This window comes from Pedococcus sp. P2_D9 (assembly GCF_056404275.1).
The window spans coordinates 102,015-116,627 of the sequence record NZ_JBFUEI010000013.1 but is presented as its reverse complement, the minus strand read 5'-3'; the positions used below and the strand labels follow the sequence as shown (position 1 = coordinate 116,627).

Below are 14,613 nucleotides of genomic sequence, written 5' to 3'. Positions count from 1 at the left end.
GAGGGGACACCACCGCCGGACGCCACCCGCCAGCCTGCGGGCAGGGGACCCGTTCAGGCTGGCTCGCCCTCGACCTCACGGGCCGCGACCGTAGGGGATCGGTCGCGCCGGGGTCGGGCGAGGTGCAAGGTCCCCTCGGGGACAGTGTGGTGGGGGCCCGCCACACGTTCGGCTGCGGCGTCGTAGGCGTACGCCGTGCGCCACAGGACATCAGACCAGTCGTATGCCGGGCGCACAGACGTGTTGTACCGCTGGATTCGCGTCCGCAGACCAGCATCCGTGCAGAGCCGGACCAGCTGCCAGGCCAGCTCGGCGTCACTGCCGGCCAGCAGTCCCTCCACGCCGTCGGAGACGAAGTCGGCCACCCCGGTCCCGGATCGCGCGACCACGGCCAAGCCGGACGCGCGGGCCTCCAAGGCTGCGATCCCGAAGGACTCGAGCGTGGCAGGGGCCACGAACACGTCGGCTCGTGCATAGAGGGCCCGGATCTGCCCGTGCGCCAAGGCTCCCGGCGCTTCCACCCAGCCCTGCATGCCCCACTGCGAGATCCGACCCCTGACCTGGCCGAGCTGGGGTCCGTCACCGACCAGCACGACGCGAACCTCCACGTCCGGGGGAAGGGCCGCACGCATCCGGCGCAGGGTCGACACCAGCTGCAACGGCCGCTTGCGGCGGGTCATCCGCATGACGCTGACGATCGTGACCTGGCCGGCCTCGCGGTCGGTGGGGGCGCCGCCTGCCCCGAGGGGCCTGCCGTGCGCGGTGCGCCGGGCGGCGGGCGCCCACAGCGCTGTGTCGACGGCGTTCGGCAGGACCAGCACGGGACGACCTCGCAGGGCGCGACGCAGCGGTTCGGACGCCGCCTCGCTCACGGCTGCCCACTGGATCGGCAGCTCGGCCCAGCCCCGCACCGCCGAGGTCGCGCGATACAGCGGCCACGTGCCCGTCCACATCGAGTGGACCGTCGCCACGACCGGGATCCCTTGGGCAGCAGCGAACTCCGCAGTCCGCAGGGCGAGCGGGGAGATGGCCGACACGTGGGAGTGGACGGTGTCCGCCTGCGACGCCAGGGCCCGCGATGCGCGGACGTCACGCACGACGACCACGCCGTTCGCGCCGGGGCCGGTCGGGCCGGCGGTGCGGGTCAGCACGGTGACCTGGTGCCCTTCGGCCGCCTGGCGGCCGGCGAGGTCGTGGACCATCACCTCGATCCCGCCCACCGTGGGGGCATACGTGTCGGTGGTGTGCAGGATCTTCATCGCAGCACCCGGGCCATCCGGCTCCTGGCAACCAGCCAGCCCCCGAGCCACACTGCACCGACCGGGATCTCGAGCAGGAAGATGAAGCCGCGGTAGAGCAGGACCCCCGATGTCACGGCCAGCGGGTCGCCGCCCAGGGCAACGAGCGCCGCGACCGTCCCCGCCTCGGCCGTCCCGGTGCCCCCGGGTGTGACGACGACGAGCGAGAGGAGTCGTTCGACCGCGAAGGCCGCCAGCACGGCATACCAGGGCACGGTGGCCGCCACCACGTGCAGGCACCCCCAGAGCAGCGCCCCTTGGAGCAGCACGTAGGCGCCCATTCCTGCGCTCAGCTGCGGCCACGTGCGGGCCGCAACGGCGCACACCTGGGCACGCGTCTCGAGGACGCCGCGGGTGGCGCCCTCGAGCCACCGCTCGCCCCTCCCGCGCAGCAGTGCGCGGAGCACCCGCACCACGGCGCCGACGGAACGGCTGGCAGACCGTTCGCTGCGCAGCGCACCGAGGACGGCGGCCAGCACCGCCACCAGCAGGAGCACGGCCCCGGCAGCGGTGGTTCGCACGAAGTGCCCGCTGCCGTGGCCGGCGAGGAGGAGGGCGCTGAGCGCAAGGACGGGCAGCAGCAGCTTGGAGAGGACGTCCCAGATGTTCGTGACCACGGTGAAGGCGGCGAAGGCGGTCTCGCGGAACCGCCAGGCCCGGACCATCGCCAGGTTGGTCGCCACCCCGAGGGCCCCGCCCATGGGCGCGACGTTCGAGACCGCGCTGCCCGTGAGGCTCAGGGTCAGCGCACGGCGTCGACTGAGCCCGGGGAGGGCGCCGGTGAGGACGAAGGAGTGGGCTACCAGGCCGGCGGCCCAGACCAGCGTGAGGACCACGAGCTCAGGTGTCCCGACCTTGGCGAGCACCCCGCCGATCGCGGACCACCGCGCTCCGGCGAGGGCGGGGAGGGCCCACCCGAACACCGCCCCGATGACGGCGGCCGCCGCACCGAGACGCAGCACGGCGCGACTCCACGGAGCTCGGCCCCATGGGGCGCGACCCGACGGCGCCCCTCGCCCCGGAGCGCGACCCGGCGGGGTGGCCCGTGGGGACGTCGGCGCTGCCAGTGCTGCCATGGGACCCCCTCGTTCGGCAGGTACCCACGGTGGCTACCCCGTCCACCATGATGCCTCGAACCTGAGCCATTCCTGAGAGTCACCTCGATGAGCTTCGCAGGGGTCCTCTCGCCAGTCCCGGGAGTCACTTCCTCAGGAATCGCTCAGACTCCGCGCCTGACACTGAGCACCCGAACCCCTGAGGAGCTCCGCCCATGAGTCACCCCGCCGCCCTGCCGACGTCGGCCGGACGCACGCCGCCATTCCCCTCGGTCCCGGGCGCCGTGGTGGCGTGTGCCGTGGCCGCCGTCGCCGCGGGACTCGGCGTCGTGGCGCTCGCGGACGGCGCCGGCGAGCACGGTGACCTCTCCGCCCACGACCCCGCCGTCACCGATGCGGTCGTCAGCCACCGGACCCCGGTCCTCACCGTGCTGGCCCACGCCCTGACCGCGATCGGCAGCGAGGTCTCGATCGGACTGCTGACCCTGGTCGTCGTGGCGTGGCTGGTGCTCCGCCGGCGCGACCTCGCCGCCGCAGCGGTCGTGGGCGGTGCGATGGTGGTCGGCTCGGCGTTGACCCTCGCCCTCAAGCACGTCGTCGGACGCGCCCGTCCCCCGGCCTCGACGATGCTGGGCGCCTTCGACTCGGGGTACTCCTTCCCCTCCGGGCACACGGCCTTCTCCACGGTCTTCTTCGGGCTGGTCGTCGGTCTGCTGCTCCGAGGGGCCTGGAGTGCGGCGCGCCGCTGGCTGGTCGTGTCGGCGTGGGTCGTGGTCAGTGGGGCGATCGGGGCCAGCCGGCTCTACCTCGGCTACCACTGGCTGACCGACGTGCTGGCCGCGTGGGCGCTGGCGGTGTGCGTGCTGGCCGTGACGGCGGCGGTGGTCCTGCTGTTCGGGCGGCGACTGTCGGACCTGTTGCGGCCCTACGCTGGGCGCTGGCAGTCCACCGACACCCGAGCCGACGAGAGTCGATCCGACAGAGGGGCAGGGTCCGATGCGCGTCTTGCTCGTTGAGGATGAGCTGGCCCTGGCCGACACGGTCCGCCGCGGCCTGACCAACGAGGGCTTCGTCGTCGACGTGGCCCACGACGGCATCACCGGTCAGTGGATGGCGACCGAGAACCCCTATGACGTGATCGTCCTCGACATCATGCTGCCCGGGCGCAACGGCTATGACGTGCTGCGCAACATCCGCTCCCTCAAGATCTGGGCGCCCACGCTGATGCTCACCGCCAAGGACGGGGAGTACGACCAGACGGATGCCTTCGAGCTCGGCGCCGACGACTACCTCACCAAGCCGTTCAGCTTCGTGGTGCTCGTGGCCCGGTTACGAGCGCTCGTGCGCAGGGGCGCCCCTGCCCGACCGGTCACGCTGACCGTCGGCGACCTCGAGCTGGACCCGACGAAGCGCACGGTATGCCGTGCCGGTCACCAGATCTCGTTGACGGCTCGCGAGTTCGCGGTGCTGCACTACCTGATGCGCCACCCCGAGTCGGTGTTGTCGAAGGCCGAGATCCTCGAGAACGTCTGGGACCCGGCTTTCGACGGCAGCGAGAACATCGTCGAGGTCTACGTGGGCTACCTGCGCAAGAAGATCGACTCGGCCTTCGGGGTGACGTCGATCGAGACCGTGCGCGGCATGGGATACCGGCTGATGCCGGTCACGTCGACGGCCCCGGGTCCCGGGGGAGCCTGATCTCGAACCGGCACTGACCTGTCGGCGAGACGCCCGCCTGCGCAGTGCCGCCGTGGGCCTCCACCACCGTGCGGACGATCGCCAGCCCGAGCCCGCTGCCTCCGCGGTCTCGCTCGCGCGCCTGCTCCAGCCTGGCGAACCGGTCGAACACCCTCTGCCGCTCGGTCTCCGGGATCGGTGGGCCGTCGTTGTCCACCGTCACCACCACCTCGCCACCCTCGACGCTCACCCCGAGGTCGACGCCGCCGGTGGTGTGCCGGGCGGCATTGTCGACGAGGTTGCGGATCGCCTGGCTGAGTCGCGCCGGGTCGCCGGTCACGCGGGCGGCCGCGATCGAGCCGGTGACCGGGAACTCCACGGTGGCGCGCAGCCGTCGTACCTCGACGTCCACCAGGTCGTCGACGTCGACTTCACGCAGGGACAGGGGTAGTCCGTCGTCGGCCTTCGCCAGGGTCAGCAGGTCGTCGACGAGCCGTTGCATGCGCAGCGCCTCGGACGCGATGACCTCGTCGCGGGCAGCGTCGGGGGTCGAGCTCCGGTTGGCGACGTCGATGGCGGCGATGATCGTGGCAAGCGGGCTCCGCAGCTCGTGCGACGCGTCGCTGACGAACCGCCGCGTCGTGGCGTCCGCCTGTTCCAGCCGGTCGAGCATCAGGTTCATCGTCTCGGCAAGTCGGGCGATCTCGTCCCCCGAAGGCGGCACCGTGAGGTGACCCCGACCGCGGACCTGGGTGATCCTGTCTACCTCGCTGCGGATCCTCTCGACCGGTCGCAGGGCCTGCCTGAGGATGCGCCAGATGAGGAACAGCAGCAGCACCAGCATGGCGGTCGCCCCGACCGCCAACAGTCCGGTCGCGGTCTGCACCGTGGTGGTGGCCACGTCGAGTGGCGCGCCGACCACCACCACGAACTCGCTGCCGGCCGGGTCCCGGACCCCCTGCGCCACGATGGCGTGCGGCTCACCGGTCTCCCCGGGTATGCCGGTGACCTGGTCGACAGCGACGCTGCCGGGAGCGGGGCGCAGCTTGGTGATCGGTGCCCGCTGGGCCACCTCGGACGAGGCCACGACAACACCGCGACGCTCGATGATCTGAAGGATCGAGCCCGAGCCGGGGATCTGCTGGAGGGCGGCGCGGGCAGGCGCCTCACCGTCGGCCACGACCGCCGCGACCTGGGCGGCCTGGACCCGGGCGGCATCCTGCGCCGAGCGGTAGAGGATGCGGTCCAGAGTCAGGCCGAAAGCAGCCAGGCCCAGCACGAGCACGACCGTCGCGACGGCAGCGGCGACGACGAGCACGCGTCGCTGCAGCGACCAGGACCGCCACCGCTTCACGTCGGTCCCCCTCGTGGGCGTCTGCCGGGGTGGAGACCACGCGGCTCGGATCGTGCGCACCGGACTCTACCTTCGCGACCTGCTCCTCACCTGAGCAGGCCCTGAACGGCAGCACGTCCGAAGAGAAACTTCGCGGGAGCGGGAACACCCCGGCGCCGCACGAAGTTGAGTCGAGTGAACGCAAGTTTGGCGCCTCGATTTGCCACACGGCACACCGGCTTCTAACTTGAGTGCAGGCAACTCAACCCAGAGCTCCACCCAACGTAACCCAGACACACAGGAGATTCACCATGGCACGTGCGGTCGGCATCGACCTCGGTACCACCAACTCGGCTGTCGCCGTCCTCGAGGGCGGGGAGCCGACGATCATCGCCAACGCGGAGGGCGGTCGCACGACCCCGTCCGTCGTGGCGTTCTCCAAGGGCGGTGAGGTCCTGGTCGGCGAGATCGCCAAGCGCCAGGCCGTCACCAACGTCGACCGGACGATCCGTTCCGTCAAGCGCCACATCGGCCGCGACTGGACCTCGCCGGAGATCGACGGCAAGACCTACACCGCGCAGGAGATCAGCGCCCGCATCCTGCAGAAGCTCAAGCGCGACGCCGAGTCCTACCTCGGTGAGGTCGTGACCGATGCGGTCATCACCGTCCCCGCGTACTTCGACGACCACGAGCGCCAGGCCACCAAGGAGGCCGGTGAGATCGCGGGCCTCAACGTGCTGCGCATCATCAACGAGCCCACCGCCGCGGCCCTGGCGTACGGTCTCGACAAGGGCAAGGAGGACGAGCTCATCCTCGTCTTCGACCTCGGTGGCGGCACCTTCGACGTGTCCCTCCTCGAGGTCGGCAAGGACCCCGAGGACGGCTTCTCGACCATCCAGGTCCGCGCGACCAGCGGCGACAACCAGCTCGGTGGCGACGACTGGGACGAGCGCATCGTCAACCACCTCCTCACCACCGTGAAGAACACGTCTGGAGTGGACCTGTCCAAGGACAAGATCGCCATGCAGCGGCTGCGCGACGCGGCGGAGCAGGCCAAGAAGGAGCTCTCCTCCTCGACCACCACCAACGTGTCGATGCAGTACCTCTCGATGTCCGAGAACGGCCCGATCCACCTCGAGGAGACGATCAGCCGCGCCCAGTTCGAGCAGCTGACCAAGGACCTGCTCGACCGGACCCGTCAGCCGTTCCAGAACGTCATCAAGGACGCCGGCATCGCGCTGGCCGACATCGACCACGTGGTCCTCGTCGGCGGTTCGACCCGCATGCCCGCCGTGAGCACCCTCGTCAAGGAGCTCACCGGTGGCAAGGAGCCCAACAAGGGCGTCAACCCCGACGAGGTCGTGGCTGTCGGCGCGAGCCTGCAGGCCGGTGTCCTCAAGGGTGAGCGCAAGGACGTCCTGCTCATCGACGTCACGCCGCTCTCGCTCGGCATCGAGACCAAGGGTGGGCTGTTCACCAAGCTCATCGAGCGCAACACGGCCATCCCGACCAAGCGCTCCGAGGTCTTCTCCACTGCCGAGGACAACCAGCCGAGCGTGCTCATCCAGGTCTTCCAGGGCGAGCGTGAGATCGCGCAGCACAACAAGCAGCTCGGCACCTTCGAGCTCAGTGGCATCGCGCCGGCGCCCCGTGGCGTCCCGCAGGTCGAGGTCACCTTCGACATCGACGCCAACGGCATCGTCAACGTGTCCGCCAAGGACCGTGGCACCGGCCAGGAGCAGAAGATCACCATCTCCGGCGGCTCGGCTCTCGCCAAGGAGGACATCGAGCGGATGATCAAGGAAGCCGAGGCCCACGCCGAGGAGGACAGGAAGCGTCGCGAGGAGACCGAGGCCCGCAACACCGCGGAGAACCTCGTCTACACCACCGAGAAGTTCCTCGGTGACAACGCCGACAAGCTCCCTGCCGACGGTCGCGGCGACGTCGACGCGGCGCTCGCGGACCTCAAGGAGGCCCTCAAGCCGGAGTCGGGCGCGACGCCCGAGGACATCTCGGCGAAGAGCTCGAAGCTCTCCGAGGAGTCGCAGAAGCTGGGCACCGCGATGTATGCCGCGGCCGCCGAGTCCGAGCAGGCCGGCGCCGCCGGTGACGGTGCGCCTTCGGGTGACGCCGGCTCCGCCGACGAGGGTTCGTCCGACGACGACGTCGTGGACGCCGAGGTCGTCGAGGACGACGAGACCGATGGGGCCAAGAAGTGACCGAGCAGCACCAGCCTGCTGAAGGTGCCGAGGAGGTGGTGGGCGCCGACGAGACCGTCGCGCCCACCACCGCCGAGGCGGCCCCCCTCGACGACGACATCCTCGACGGCGACATCCTCGACGACGAGGCCCCCGTTGAGGCGGGCACGCCGCCCGAGGAGTCGGGGAGCGACACCGCTGCGTCCGACCTCCACCCGGACACGTTCCTGGCGGCGGAACGCCTCAGCGACCTCCAGCGGCTGCAGGCCGAGTACGTCAACTACAAGCGCCGCGTGGACCGCGACCGGGCGCTCGTGCAGGAGCGCGCCGCCCAGTCGGTGATCGAGGCGCTGCTGCCGGTGCTCGACGACATCCACGCTGCGCGGGAGCACGGCGACCTCACCGAGGGGCCGTTCTCCGCCATCGCCGACAAGCTCGAGTCCACCCTCACGAAGTTCGGGCTGCAGCGCTACGGCGCGATCGGCGAGGAGTTCGACCCGACCCTGCACGAGGCGCTGATGCACACCGCCTGGCCGCAGGACGGTTCCGTGGAGCCCACCGGTTCGACGACGGTCGTGCGCGTCCTGCAGCCCGGCTATCGCGCCGGGGAGCAGATCCTGCGGGCGGCGCGCGTGGCCGTGGCCGATCCTGAGTGACCAGGGGATGACCGCAGGTTTCCCACCCACTCGGAACGAAACCTGCATGACTCAGCAGAGAGGAGGGCGCCGACATGGCTAGCCAGGACTGGTTCGAGAAGGACTTCTACGCGATCCTCGGTGTTCCCAAGGATGCTGACAGCGCAACCATCAAGAAGGCCTACCGCAAGCTCGCCCGCAAGCACCACCCCGACCAGAACGCGGGGGATGCGGCAGCCGAGCAGCGCTTCAAGGACGTCGGCGAGGCGAACTCCGTCCTCTCCGACCCCGAGAAGCGCCGCGAGTACGACGCGATCCGGCAGATGGCGCACGGTGGCGCCCGCTTCACCGCGGGCGGTCCGGGCGGCGGCTCCGGGGGGTTCGACGACGTGTTCTCGGCGATGTTCGGGGGCGGCGGAGGTCGTGGCGGTGGCACCAGGGTGCGCTACTCGACTGGTGGCGGAGGCGGCGAGCCCAACCTCGAGGACCTGCTCGGGGGGATGTTCGGGGCCGGTGCCGGCCCGGCATACGGAGGGGCGGGTTTCCGTGCGCCGCAGGGGCCGCGCAAGGGTGCGGACCTGACTGCTCGCACGAGCCTGTCCTTCCGCGATGCGGTCGAAGGCGCGACGGTCACGCTGAGCACCACTGGCGGCGGCCAGATCACCACGCGGATTCCCGCCGGTGTCAAGGACGGCCAGAAGATCCGGCTGCGCGGCAAGGGCCAACCCGGCGACTCGGGCGCCGCGCCCGGCGACCTCATCCTCACCATCACGGTGGAGAAGCACCCGGTGTTCGGTCGCGACGGGAACAACCTGACGATCGACCTCCCGGTGACCTTTGCCGAGGCGACCCTCGGGGCCACAGTCTCGGTGCCGACCCTCGACCGCTCGGCCGTCAAGGTGCGGGTGGCTCCGGGCACCCCCAGCGGCCGGGTGCTGCGCCTGAAGGGTCGCGGCGTGCCCCTGAAGGACAAGCCCGGCGACCTGATGGCCCGGGTCACCGTCGTGGTGCCGCAACGGCTGTCGGACGAGGCGAAGGCCGCCGTCGAGACGCTGAAGTCGCTGGACGAGGGCTTCGACCCCAGGGCCGAGCTGTTCGCCAACGCGAGGGCGTGACCGGGCGATGACCGAGGTGCGCGGTTTCTCCCCCGACGACGATGCGCCCATCTTCGTCATCTCCGTGGCGGCCACGTTGGCCGGCATGCACGCCCAGACGCTGCGCCAGTACGACCGGCTCGGGCTGGTCAGCCCGTCGCGGACCCGCGGAGGCGGCCGTCGCTACTCCGGCCGTGACGTCGCCATGCTCCGTGAGGTGCAGCGGCTGTCGCAGGAAGAGGGCGTGAGCCTCGCAGGCATCCAGCGCATCCTGGAGCTCGAGAACCAGGTGGCCGCTCTGCGGGGTCGGGTGCTCGAGCTCTCCGACGAGCTCGAGCGAGCACGGGTGTCGGCGGGGATGCGCCCGGCCTCGAGGGTCTTCGCCGTCGGCCCCACCGGAGATGTCATCGCCGTGCGGGCCGGTCAGCGCCCGCGCCTGCAACGGTCACAGGCACTGGTCGTCTGGCGTCCCTCGTCGCACTGACGACCAGGGCGAGAGCCCTCAGGCGTGGCGCAACGGTGCGGTCGCCAGCAGCGCGCGGTAGTCCTCGATCTGCAGCTCGCGCAGGAGAGCCGTGTAGAGCTCCGGGCTGACCCGCAGCTTGCTGCCGTTCTCGAGGTGCCTGATGTAGGACCTGTCGACCTCGAGCGCCGCCGCGAGATCTGCGACGCCACGCCCGCGGGCTTGGCGGATCACTCGAAGTGCGTAGCCGTGCACCTCGATGACACGGTGTGGCGATGTTCCCCCAGACATGACCATGAATGTAGTCAGGCACGGTCATTCGGGCAAGCGCCGCGCCCGGGAAACCACAGAAAGACGGCCCATCACGCGGCTGGTGGTCAGGAAGGGTGGTCGTGACGGGTCGTGATGTGACTGAGCAGGACCAGGAGTGACTGGATGTGACTGGGGGTGACTGGCAAGATGACGGCCATGAACCCGGAGCACCTGGAACAGCTGGGACACCGCGTCGAGCGCGCGCGGCTGGCCCGTGGCTGGAGCAAGGAGCAGGCGGCGAGGGAGGCGCGGATCTCCTCGATCACGTGGAAGCGGGTGGAGGACGGGCTCGGTGTCCAGGACGTCAAGCGCGCGCAGGTCCTCGACGTGCTGGGGCTGGACGACCGCGGCGAGCCTGTCGGTGGGTCGACGCACAATGGCGGCTTCGTGACCGCTCCCGGTCCACGAGTCCGCCCAGGGGTCGGCGACGAGGAGGTCCTCGCGCTGATCGACGAGATGAGGAGCAGGCTTGATGCCCTCGAGCGACGAATCCGGGGTTCCTGACCCCTGGAAACTGCTCCGCGAGATGCGTGACGTCGTCATGCTGCGGCAGCCCATCGCCGAGCCCGCCCGCTACTACCACGGTCGTCGGGCGATCGTGCTCCGCTCCGGACGCAGCCTCGAGGAGGAGCGGCGGTCCCTGTGGCACGAGCTCGTCCACGCCGAGCGAGGCGACACGGAGTGCACCGGCTGGGCAGGGTCGACCGTCGAGCGCCGGGTCGAGCGTGAGGCGGCTCGCAGGGCCATGCCCGTGCCGGTCATGGAGCGCCGCCTTGCCGTCGCCAGCGACTGGGAAGACTTCGTGTGGCACATGAAGGTGCCTGAAGCCTGGGTCCGGTTCCGGCTCGCGCAAGCCCGGCCGGCCGAACGGGTCCGACTGGAGCGGGCCTGTCGGTGGTCCGACGGGACGACGACCGCCTGACAGGCCTCCACGCGGCCACGCGGCATGAACGCGGCTCCACGCCGCCTCGACGCGGCATACTCCTGTCTGTGAGTGAACACCTGCTGGTCTTCCCGGACCGTGAGACCGCTGACGACGTGGCCGCGGAGCTGGCCCACGAGGGATTCTCCGAAGTGCGCGTCGTGCGGGAAGCGCTTGCGGGAGAGGACGACTCCGAGGACCACGAGTGGGCCGTCCACGTCGTGGAGGAGATGATCGCCGACGAGTCGGGGCCGGTCGAGTCAGGTCTTCGCGACCGGTTCAGCGCGCTCGCCGAGGAGCACGGCGGCTGGTACGACCCGGAGCCACGCACCGACTCCTGACGACAGCCAGCGTGGCCGGGCCCGGCCCGCCCGGGCTTGTCTGGCGCTGTTCGGTCTGGCGCTGTTCGGTCAGGGCGCCGGCGTCAGAGGGGTGAGGTCGAGGAAGTCGCCTACGTCGAGCAGGCCGAGGGCGGCCCGCTCGACCGGCCGGATGCCCTGACGCCCGGGGTCCCGGTAGACACGGGGCTGCCCACAGGCGACCAGCCTGCCGCGGGTCTCGATCGTGCAGCCGCCGGCGGCCAGAACGTTGCGCACCCAGTCGGTGTGCGGGCCGTAGGCGAGCGCGATGACGAAGCGGTCGCCGATCGTGAACAGGTTCACCGGTGTCTGGTACTCGCGGCCCGACCGCCGTCCGCGGTGGTGGACCACGGCGAAGCCGGGGAGGTGTCGCGCCACGGGCGTGCTCAACCGGTTGAAACCGACGCGGTTCCACCGCCCGACGACCAGGGGGATGGGCACGCCCCCACGGTATGCCGCGTGGCCGGCGCGCGCACGCGAGGTACCCCGGTCCGGCTGGAGTCGGGGCACCTCATGGGTGGCCTCCTCCGGCGACGGGCTTCGGGGCACCTGAGGAGGCGTTGGCAACTTGAGTGGAATAGACTCAACTTTGGTCCAGTTGTCGATAGTGGACCCCGTCACCGATCACAGGAGAACATCCACGCATGGAGCTGAAGCCCACCGCCAAGGTGGCCGAGGCGCTCGCGCTCGCCCAGCGGGCGGCCCAGAGCGCCGGCAACCCCGAGATCACCCCCGACCACCTGACGAGCGCCCTCGTGCAGCTCGACACGGCGCAGGCCGACGCGCTGCTGCAGGCCGCCGGGACCGGCGCCGCCCACGTGCTCGGCCAAGCCGACGCCCGGCTGCGCGCCCTGCCGTCGACGACGGGCGCGACCCAGCCGCCCACGTTCGGTCGTGAGGCGTTGGCCGTCCTCCAGCAGGCGGACACCCTCATGCGGGCCAAGGGCGACACCTACCTCGCCCTGGACCTGCTCCTGCTGGCCCTCGCCGAGACGGGCCACCTCGCCGCCGTCCAGAAGCGCGGCGCCAAGGACATGGAAGCCAAGATCGAGGCGACCCGGGGCGGACGCACCGTGACGAGCGAGACGCCCACCGAGGGCGGGGAGGCCCTCGAGAAGTACGGCACCGACCTCACGCAGGAGGCCCGGGACGGCAGGCTCGATCCCGTGATCGGGCGCGACTCGGAGATCCGCCGCGTCGTCCAGGTGCTCTCCCGCCGCACGAAGAACAACCCCGTCCTCATCGGCGAGCCCGGCGTCGGCAAGACCGCGGTCGTCGAGGGACTCGCCCAGCGGATCGTCGACGGCGACGTGCCGGAGTCCTTGCGCGACAAGCGGTTGATCAGCCTCGACCTCGGCGCCATGGTCGCCGGCGCAAAGTACCGCGGGGAGTTCGAGGAGCGGCTCAAGGCCGTGCTCGAGGAGATCCGTGAGAGCAACGGGCAGGTCGTCACGTTCATCGACGAGCTGCACACCGTCGTCGGCGCCGGCGCCACCGGCGAGGGCGCCATGGACGCTGGCAACATGCTCAAGCCGCTGCTCGCCCGCGGGGAGCTGCGGCTGGTCGGCGCCACCACGCTCGACGAGTACCGCCAGCACATCGAGAAGGACGCCGCCCTCGAGCGACGCTTCCAGCAGGTGTTCGTCGGCGAGCCGTCGGTCGAGGACACGATCGCGATCCTGCGCGGCCTCAAGGAGCGCTACGAGGCGCACCACAAGGTCGAGATCGAGGACGCGGCCTTGGTCGCGGCGGCCTCCCTCTCCGACCGCTACATCAGTGGTCGACAGCTCCCGGACAAGGCCATCGACCTCGTCGACGAGGCGGCCTCGCGCCTGCGCATGGAGATCGACTCCAGCCCGGTCGAGATCGACGAGCTCCGACGGTCGGTCGACCGGCTCAAGATGGAGGAGCTGCACCTCGAGCGCGAGACCGACGACGCCTCCGTCGAGCGGTTGGCCCGGCTCCGCGAGGACCTCGCCAACAAGTCCGAGGAGCTGGCCGCACTCAACGCCCGCTGGGAGTCCGAGAAGTCCGGCCTCAACCGGGTGGGTGACCTGAAGACCCAGATCGACGAGGCCCGCACCCGGCTCGAGAAGGCGCGCCGTGAGTACGACTTCGAGACCGCCAGCCGGATCGAGTTCGGGGAGATCCCCGAGCTCGAGAAGGCACTGGCCGTCGCCAACGAGGACGAGGTCGCGTCCGGCCGCGCCAGCGCTGACCTCATGGTCAAGGAACGCGTGGGCGCCGACGACATCGCCGAGGTGATCTCGGCCTGGACCGGCATCCCGGCCGGCCGCCTGCTCCAGGGCGAGACCGAGAAGCTGCTGTCCATGGAGTCGATCATCGGTTCGCGGCTCATCGGGCAGAGCGCCGCCGTCGAAGCCGTCAGTGACGCCGTCCGTCGCTCCCGTGCCGGCCTCGCCGACCCGAACCGCCCGACGGGCTCCTTCCTGTTCCTTGGCCCGACCGGGGTCGGCAAGACCGAGCTCGCCAAGTCCCTTGCCGACTTCCTCTTCGACGACGAGCGGGCCATGGTCCGCATCGACATGAGCGAGTACTCCGAGCGGCACGCGGTCGCCCGCCTCATCGGTGCGCCACCCGGCTACGTCGGCTACGAGGAGGGCGGTCAGCTCACCGAGGCGGTCCGCCGCCGTCCTTACTCGGTGGTGCTGCTCGACGAGGTCGAGAAGGCGCATCCCGAGACGTTCGACATCCTGCTCCAGGTGCTCGACGACGGGCGGCTCACCGACGGCCAAGGCCGCACGGTGGACTTCCGCAACGTCATCCTCGTGATGACCAGCAACCTCGGCAGCCAGTTCCTCGTCGACCCGAGCATGGCCGACGAGGCCAAGCGCGAGGCGGTCATGGGGATGGTCCGGGCGAGCTTCAAGCCCGAGTTCCTGAACCGGCTCGACGAGGTCGTCATCTTCGACCCCCTCACGTCCGCCGAGCTGGGCCACATCGTCGAGCTCCAGGTCCGGGAGCTCGCCACCCGCCTGGTCGACCGCCGGATCACCCTCGAGGTCACCGATGCGGCACGCGAGTGGCTGGCGATCACCGGCTACGACCCGGCCTACGGCGCCCGCCCGCTGCGCCGGCTCGTGCAGAAGGAGATCGGCGACCGACTCGCCAAGGCCGTCCTCGGTGGCCAGGTCCGCGACGGCGACACGGTGACGGTCGACCTCGACCAGGAAGCCGACGCCCTGACCCTGCGCTGAGGCCACAGCGACGACCCGAGGGGTATGCCGCGTGGTGACCACCCGGCAT

Annotated in this window: 15 protein-coding genes; 10 read left to right on the top strand and 5 right to left on the bottom strand. The window is 70.7% G+C overall.

Features of this window, described 5'->3' with window-relative positions; genetic code table 11:
* Nucleotides 1-53: 53 nt before the first annotated feature.
* Entirely contained in the window at nt 54-1,259 is a 1,206-nt protein-coding gene (locus AC1DXJ_RS18425) for a glycosyltransferase family 4 protein (protein WP_477632803.1), read from the bottom strand.
* Nucleotides 1,256-2,260, bottom strand: a complete 1,005-nt coding sequence (locus AC1DXJ_RS18420; protein ID WP_477637616.1) for a lysylphosphatidylglycerol synthase domain-containing protein — start codon at nt 2,258-2,260, stop codon at nt 1,256-1,258. The genes AC1DXJ_RS18425 and AC1DXJ_RS18420 overlap by 4 nt, the downstream gene beginning before the upstream one ends.
* A gap of 308 nt (nt 2,261-2,568) precedes the next feature.
* Here AC1DXJ_RS18420 and AC1DXJ_RS18415 point away from each other — a divergent pair, with 308 nt between their 5' ends.
* Together AC1DXJ_RS18415 and AC1DXJ_RS18410 are read left to right on the top strand one after the other, a co-directional pair.
* Nucleotides 2,569-3,369 (top strand): phosphatase PAP2 family protein, encoded by an 801-nt coding sequence (locus tag AC1DXJ_RS18415; protein WP_477614100.1) that lies wholly within the window; start codon nt 2,569-2,571, stop codon nt 3,367-3,369.
* Nucleotides 3,350-4,051 carry a response regulator transcription factor gene (locus tag AC1DXJ_RS18410; RefSeq protein ID WP_477614099.1) on the top strand — a complete coding sequence of 234 codons (702 nt, stop codon included), beginning with the start codon at nt 3,350-3,352 and terminating at the stop codon, nt 4,049-4,051. Before AC1DXJ_RS18415 ends, AC1DXJ_RS18410 begins: the two co-directional genes overlap by 20 nt.
* Here AC1DXJ_RS18410 and AC1DXJ_RS18405 read toward each other — a convergent pair.
* A complete protein-coding gene (locus tag AC1DXJ_RS18405; RefSeq protein ID WP_477637615.1) occupies nt 4,017-5,384 on the bottom strand; it encodes a sensor histidine kinase in 1,368 nt (455 codons plus the stop codon). The genes AC1DXJ_RS18410 and AC1DXJ_RS18405 overlap by 35 nt on opposite strands.
* A 290-nt stretch (nt 5,385-5,674) precedes the next feature.
* On the opposite strand from AC1DXJ_RS18405, the gene dnaK reads away from it, so the two are divergent.
* The 4 genes from dnaK (at nt 5,675) to AC1DXJ_RS18385 (ending at nt 9,774) form a co-directional block, all read left to right on the top strand.
* Nucleotides 5,675-7,582, top strand: a complete 1,908-nt coding sequence (gene dnaK, locus AC1DXJ_RS18400) for a molecular chaperone DnaK (protein WP_477637614.1) — start codon at nt 5,675-5,677, stop codon at nt 7,580-7,582.
* A complete protein-coding gene (gene grpE / locus AC1DXJ_RS18395; RefSeq protein WP_477637613.1) occupies nt 7,579-8,217 on the top strand; it encodes a nucleotide exchange factor GrpE in 639 nt (212 codons plus the stop codon). Before dnaK ends, grpE begins: the two co-directional genes overlap by 4 nt.
* A 74-nt stretch (nt 8,218-8,291) precedes the next feature.
* On the top strand, nt 8,292-9,311 hold the full coding sequence (locus AC1DXJ_RS18390) for a DnaJ C-terminal domain-containing protein (RefSeq protein ID WP_477637612.1): 1,020 nt from the start codon (nt 8,292-8,294) through the stop codon (nt 9,309-9,311).
* A 7-nt stretch (nt 9,312-9,318) separates the two neighbouring features.
* Complete coding sequence (locus tag AC1DXJ_RS18385) at nt 9,319-9,774, top strand: heat shock protein transcriptional repressor HspR (protein WP_477614094.1); 456 nt, start codon at nt 9,319-9,321, stop codon at nt 9,772-9,774.
* A gap of 18 nt (nt 9,775-9,792) precedes the next feature.
* Here the strand turns inward: AC1DXJ_RS18385 and AC1DXJ_RS18380 are convergent, their stop codons facing one another.
* Nucleotides 9,793-10,044: a helix-turn-helix domain-containing protein gene (locus tag AC1DXJ_RS18380; protein WP_477614093.1), complete on the bottom strand. Its 252-nt coding sequence runs from the start codon at nt 10,042-10,044 to the stop codon at nt 9,793-9,795.
* Nucleotides 10,045-10,221: 177 nt separating this feature from the next.
* Here AC1DXJ_RS18380 and AC1DXJ_RS18375 point away from each other — a divergent pair, with 177 nt between their 5' ends.
* The 3 genes from AC1DXJ_RS18375 to AC1DXJ_RS18365 all read left to right on the top strand — a co-directional run bounded on the left by AC1DXJ_RS18375 (nt 10,222) and on the right by AC1DXJ_RS18365 (nt 11,328).
* Entirely contained in the window at nt 10,222-10,569 is a 348-nt protein-coding gene (locus AC1DXJ_RS18375) for a helix-turn-helix domain-containing protein (protein WP_477637611.1), read from the top strand.
* Nucleotides 10,538-10,987: a hypothetical protein gene (locus AC1DXJ_RS18370; protein WP_477637610.1), complete on the top strand. Its 450-nt coding sequence runs from the start codon at nt 10,538-10,540 to the stop codon at nt 10,985-10,987. Before AC1DXJ_RS18375 ends, AC1DXJ_RS18370 begins: the two co-directional genes overlap by 32 nt.
* A gap of 68 nt (nt 10,988-11,055) precedes the next feature.
* On the top strand, nt 11,056-11,328 hold the full coding sequence (locus AC1DXJ_RS18365; protein ID WP_477637609.1) for a ribonuclease E inhibitor RraB: 273 nt from the start codon (nt 11,056-11,058) through the stop codon (nt 11,326-11,328).
* Between the two features lie 69 nt (nt 11,329-11,397).
* Here AC1DXJ_RS18365 and AC1DXJ_RS18360 read toward each other — a convergent pair whose 3' ends face one another.
* Entirely contained in the window at nt 11,398-11,787 is a 390-nt protein-coding gene (locus tag AC1DXJ_RS18360) for a nitroreductase family deazaflavin-dependent oxidoreductase (RefSeq protein ID WP_477637608.1), read from the bottom strand.
* 203 nt (nt 11,788-11,990) lie between these two features.
* On the opposite strand from AC1DXJ_RS18360, the gene clpB reads away from it, so the two are divergent.
* The gene (gene clpB / locus AC1DXJ_RS18355) at nt 11,991-14,564 is read left to right on the top strand and encodes an ATP-dependent chaperone ClpB (RefSeq protein ID WP_477632801.1); all 2,574 of its coding nucleotides are present in this window, start codon (nt 11,991-11,993) and stop codon (nt 14,562-14,564) included.
* Nucleotides 14,565-14,613 lie beyond the last annotated feature (49 nt).

Excerpts from the sequence above, each read along its gene's own strand:
- AC1DXJ_RS18415 (WP_477614100.1), top strand. The coding sequence starts at position 2,569 with ATGAGTCACCCCGCCGCCCTGCCGACGTCGGCCGGACGCACGCCGCCA.
- AC1DXJ_RS18375 (WP_477637611.1), top strand. The coding sequence starts at position 10,222 with ATGAACCCGGAGCACCTGGAACAGCTGGGACACCGCGTCGAGCGCGCG.
- AC1DXJ_RS18410 (WP_477614099.1), top strand. The coding sequence starts at position 3,350 with ATGCGCGTCTTGCTCGTTGAGGATGAGCTGGCCCTGGCCGACACGGTC.
- AC1DXJ_RS18370 (WP_477637610.1), top strand. The coding sequence starts at position 10,538 with ATGCCCTCGAGCGACGAATCCGGGGTTCCTGACCCCTGGAAACTGCTC.
- dnaK (WP_477637614.1), top strand. The coding sequence starts at position 5,675 with ATGGCACGTGCGGTCGGCATCGACCTCGGTACCACCAACTCGGCTGTC.
- AC1DXJ_RS18425 (WP_477632803.1), bottom strand. The coding sequence starts at position 1,259 with ATGAAGATCCTGCACACCACCGACACGTATGCCCCCACGGTGGGCGGG.
- AC1DXJ_RS18380 (WP_477614093.1), bottom strand. The coding sequence starts at position 10,044 with ATGTCTGGGGGAACATCGCCACACCGTGTCATCGAGGTGCACGGCTAC.
- AC1DXJ_RS18385 (WP_477614094.1), top strand. The coding sequence starts at position 9,319 with ATGACCGAGGTGCGCGGTTTCTCCCCCGACGACGATGCGCCCATCTTC.
- AC1DXJ_RS18390 (WP_477637612.1), top strand. The coding sequence starts at position 8,292 with ATGGCTAGCCAGGACTGGTTCGAGAAGGACTTCTACGCGATCCTCGGT.
- clpB (WP_477632801.1), top strand. The coding sequence starts at position 11,991 with ATGGAGCTGAAGCCCACCGCCAAGGTGGCCGAGGCGCTCGCGCTCGCC.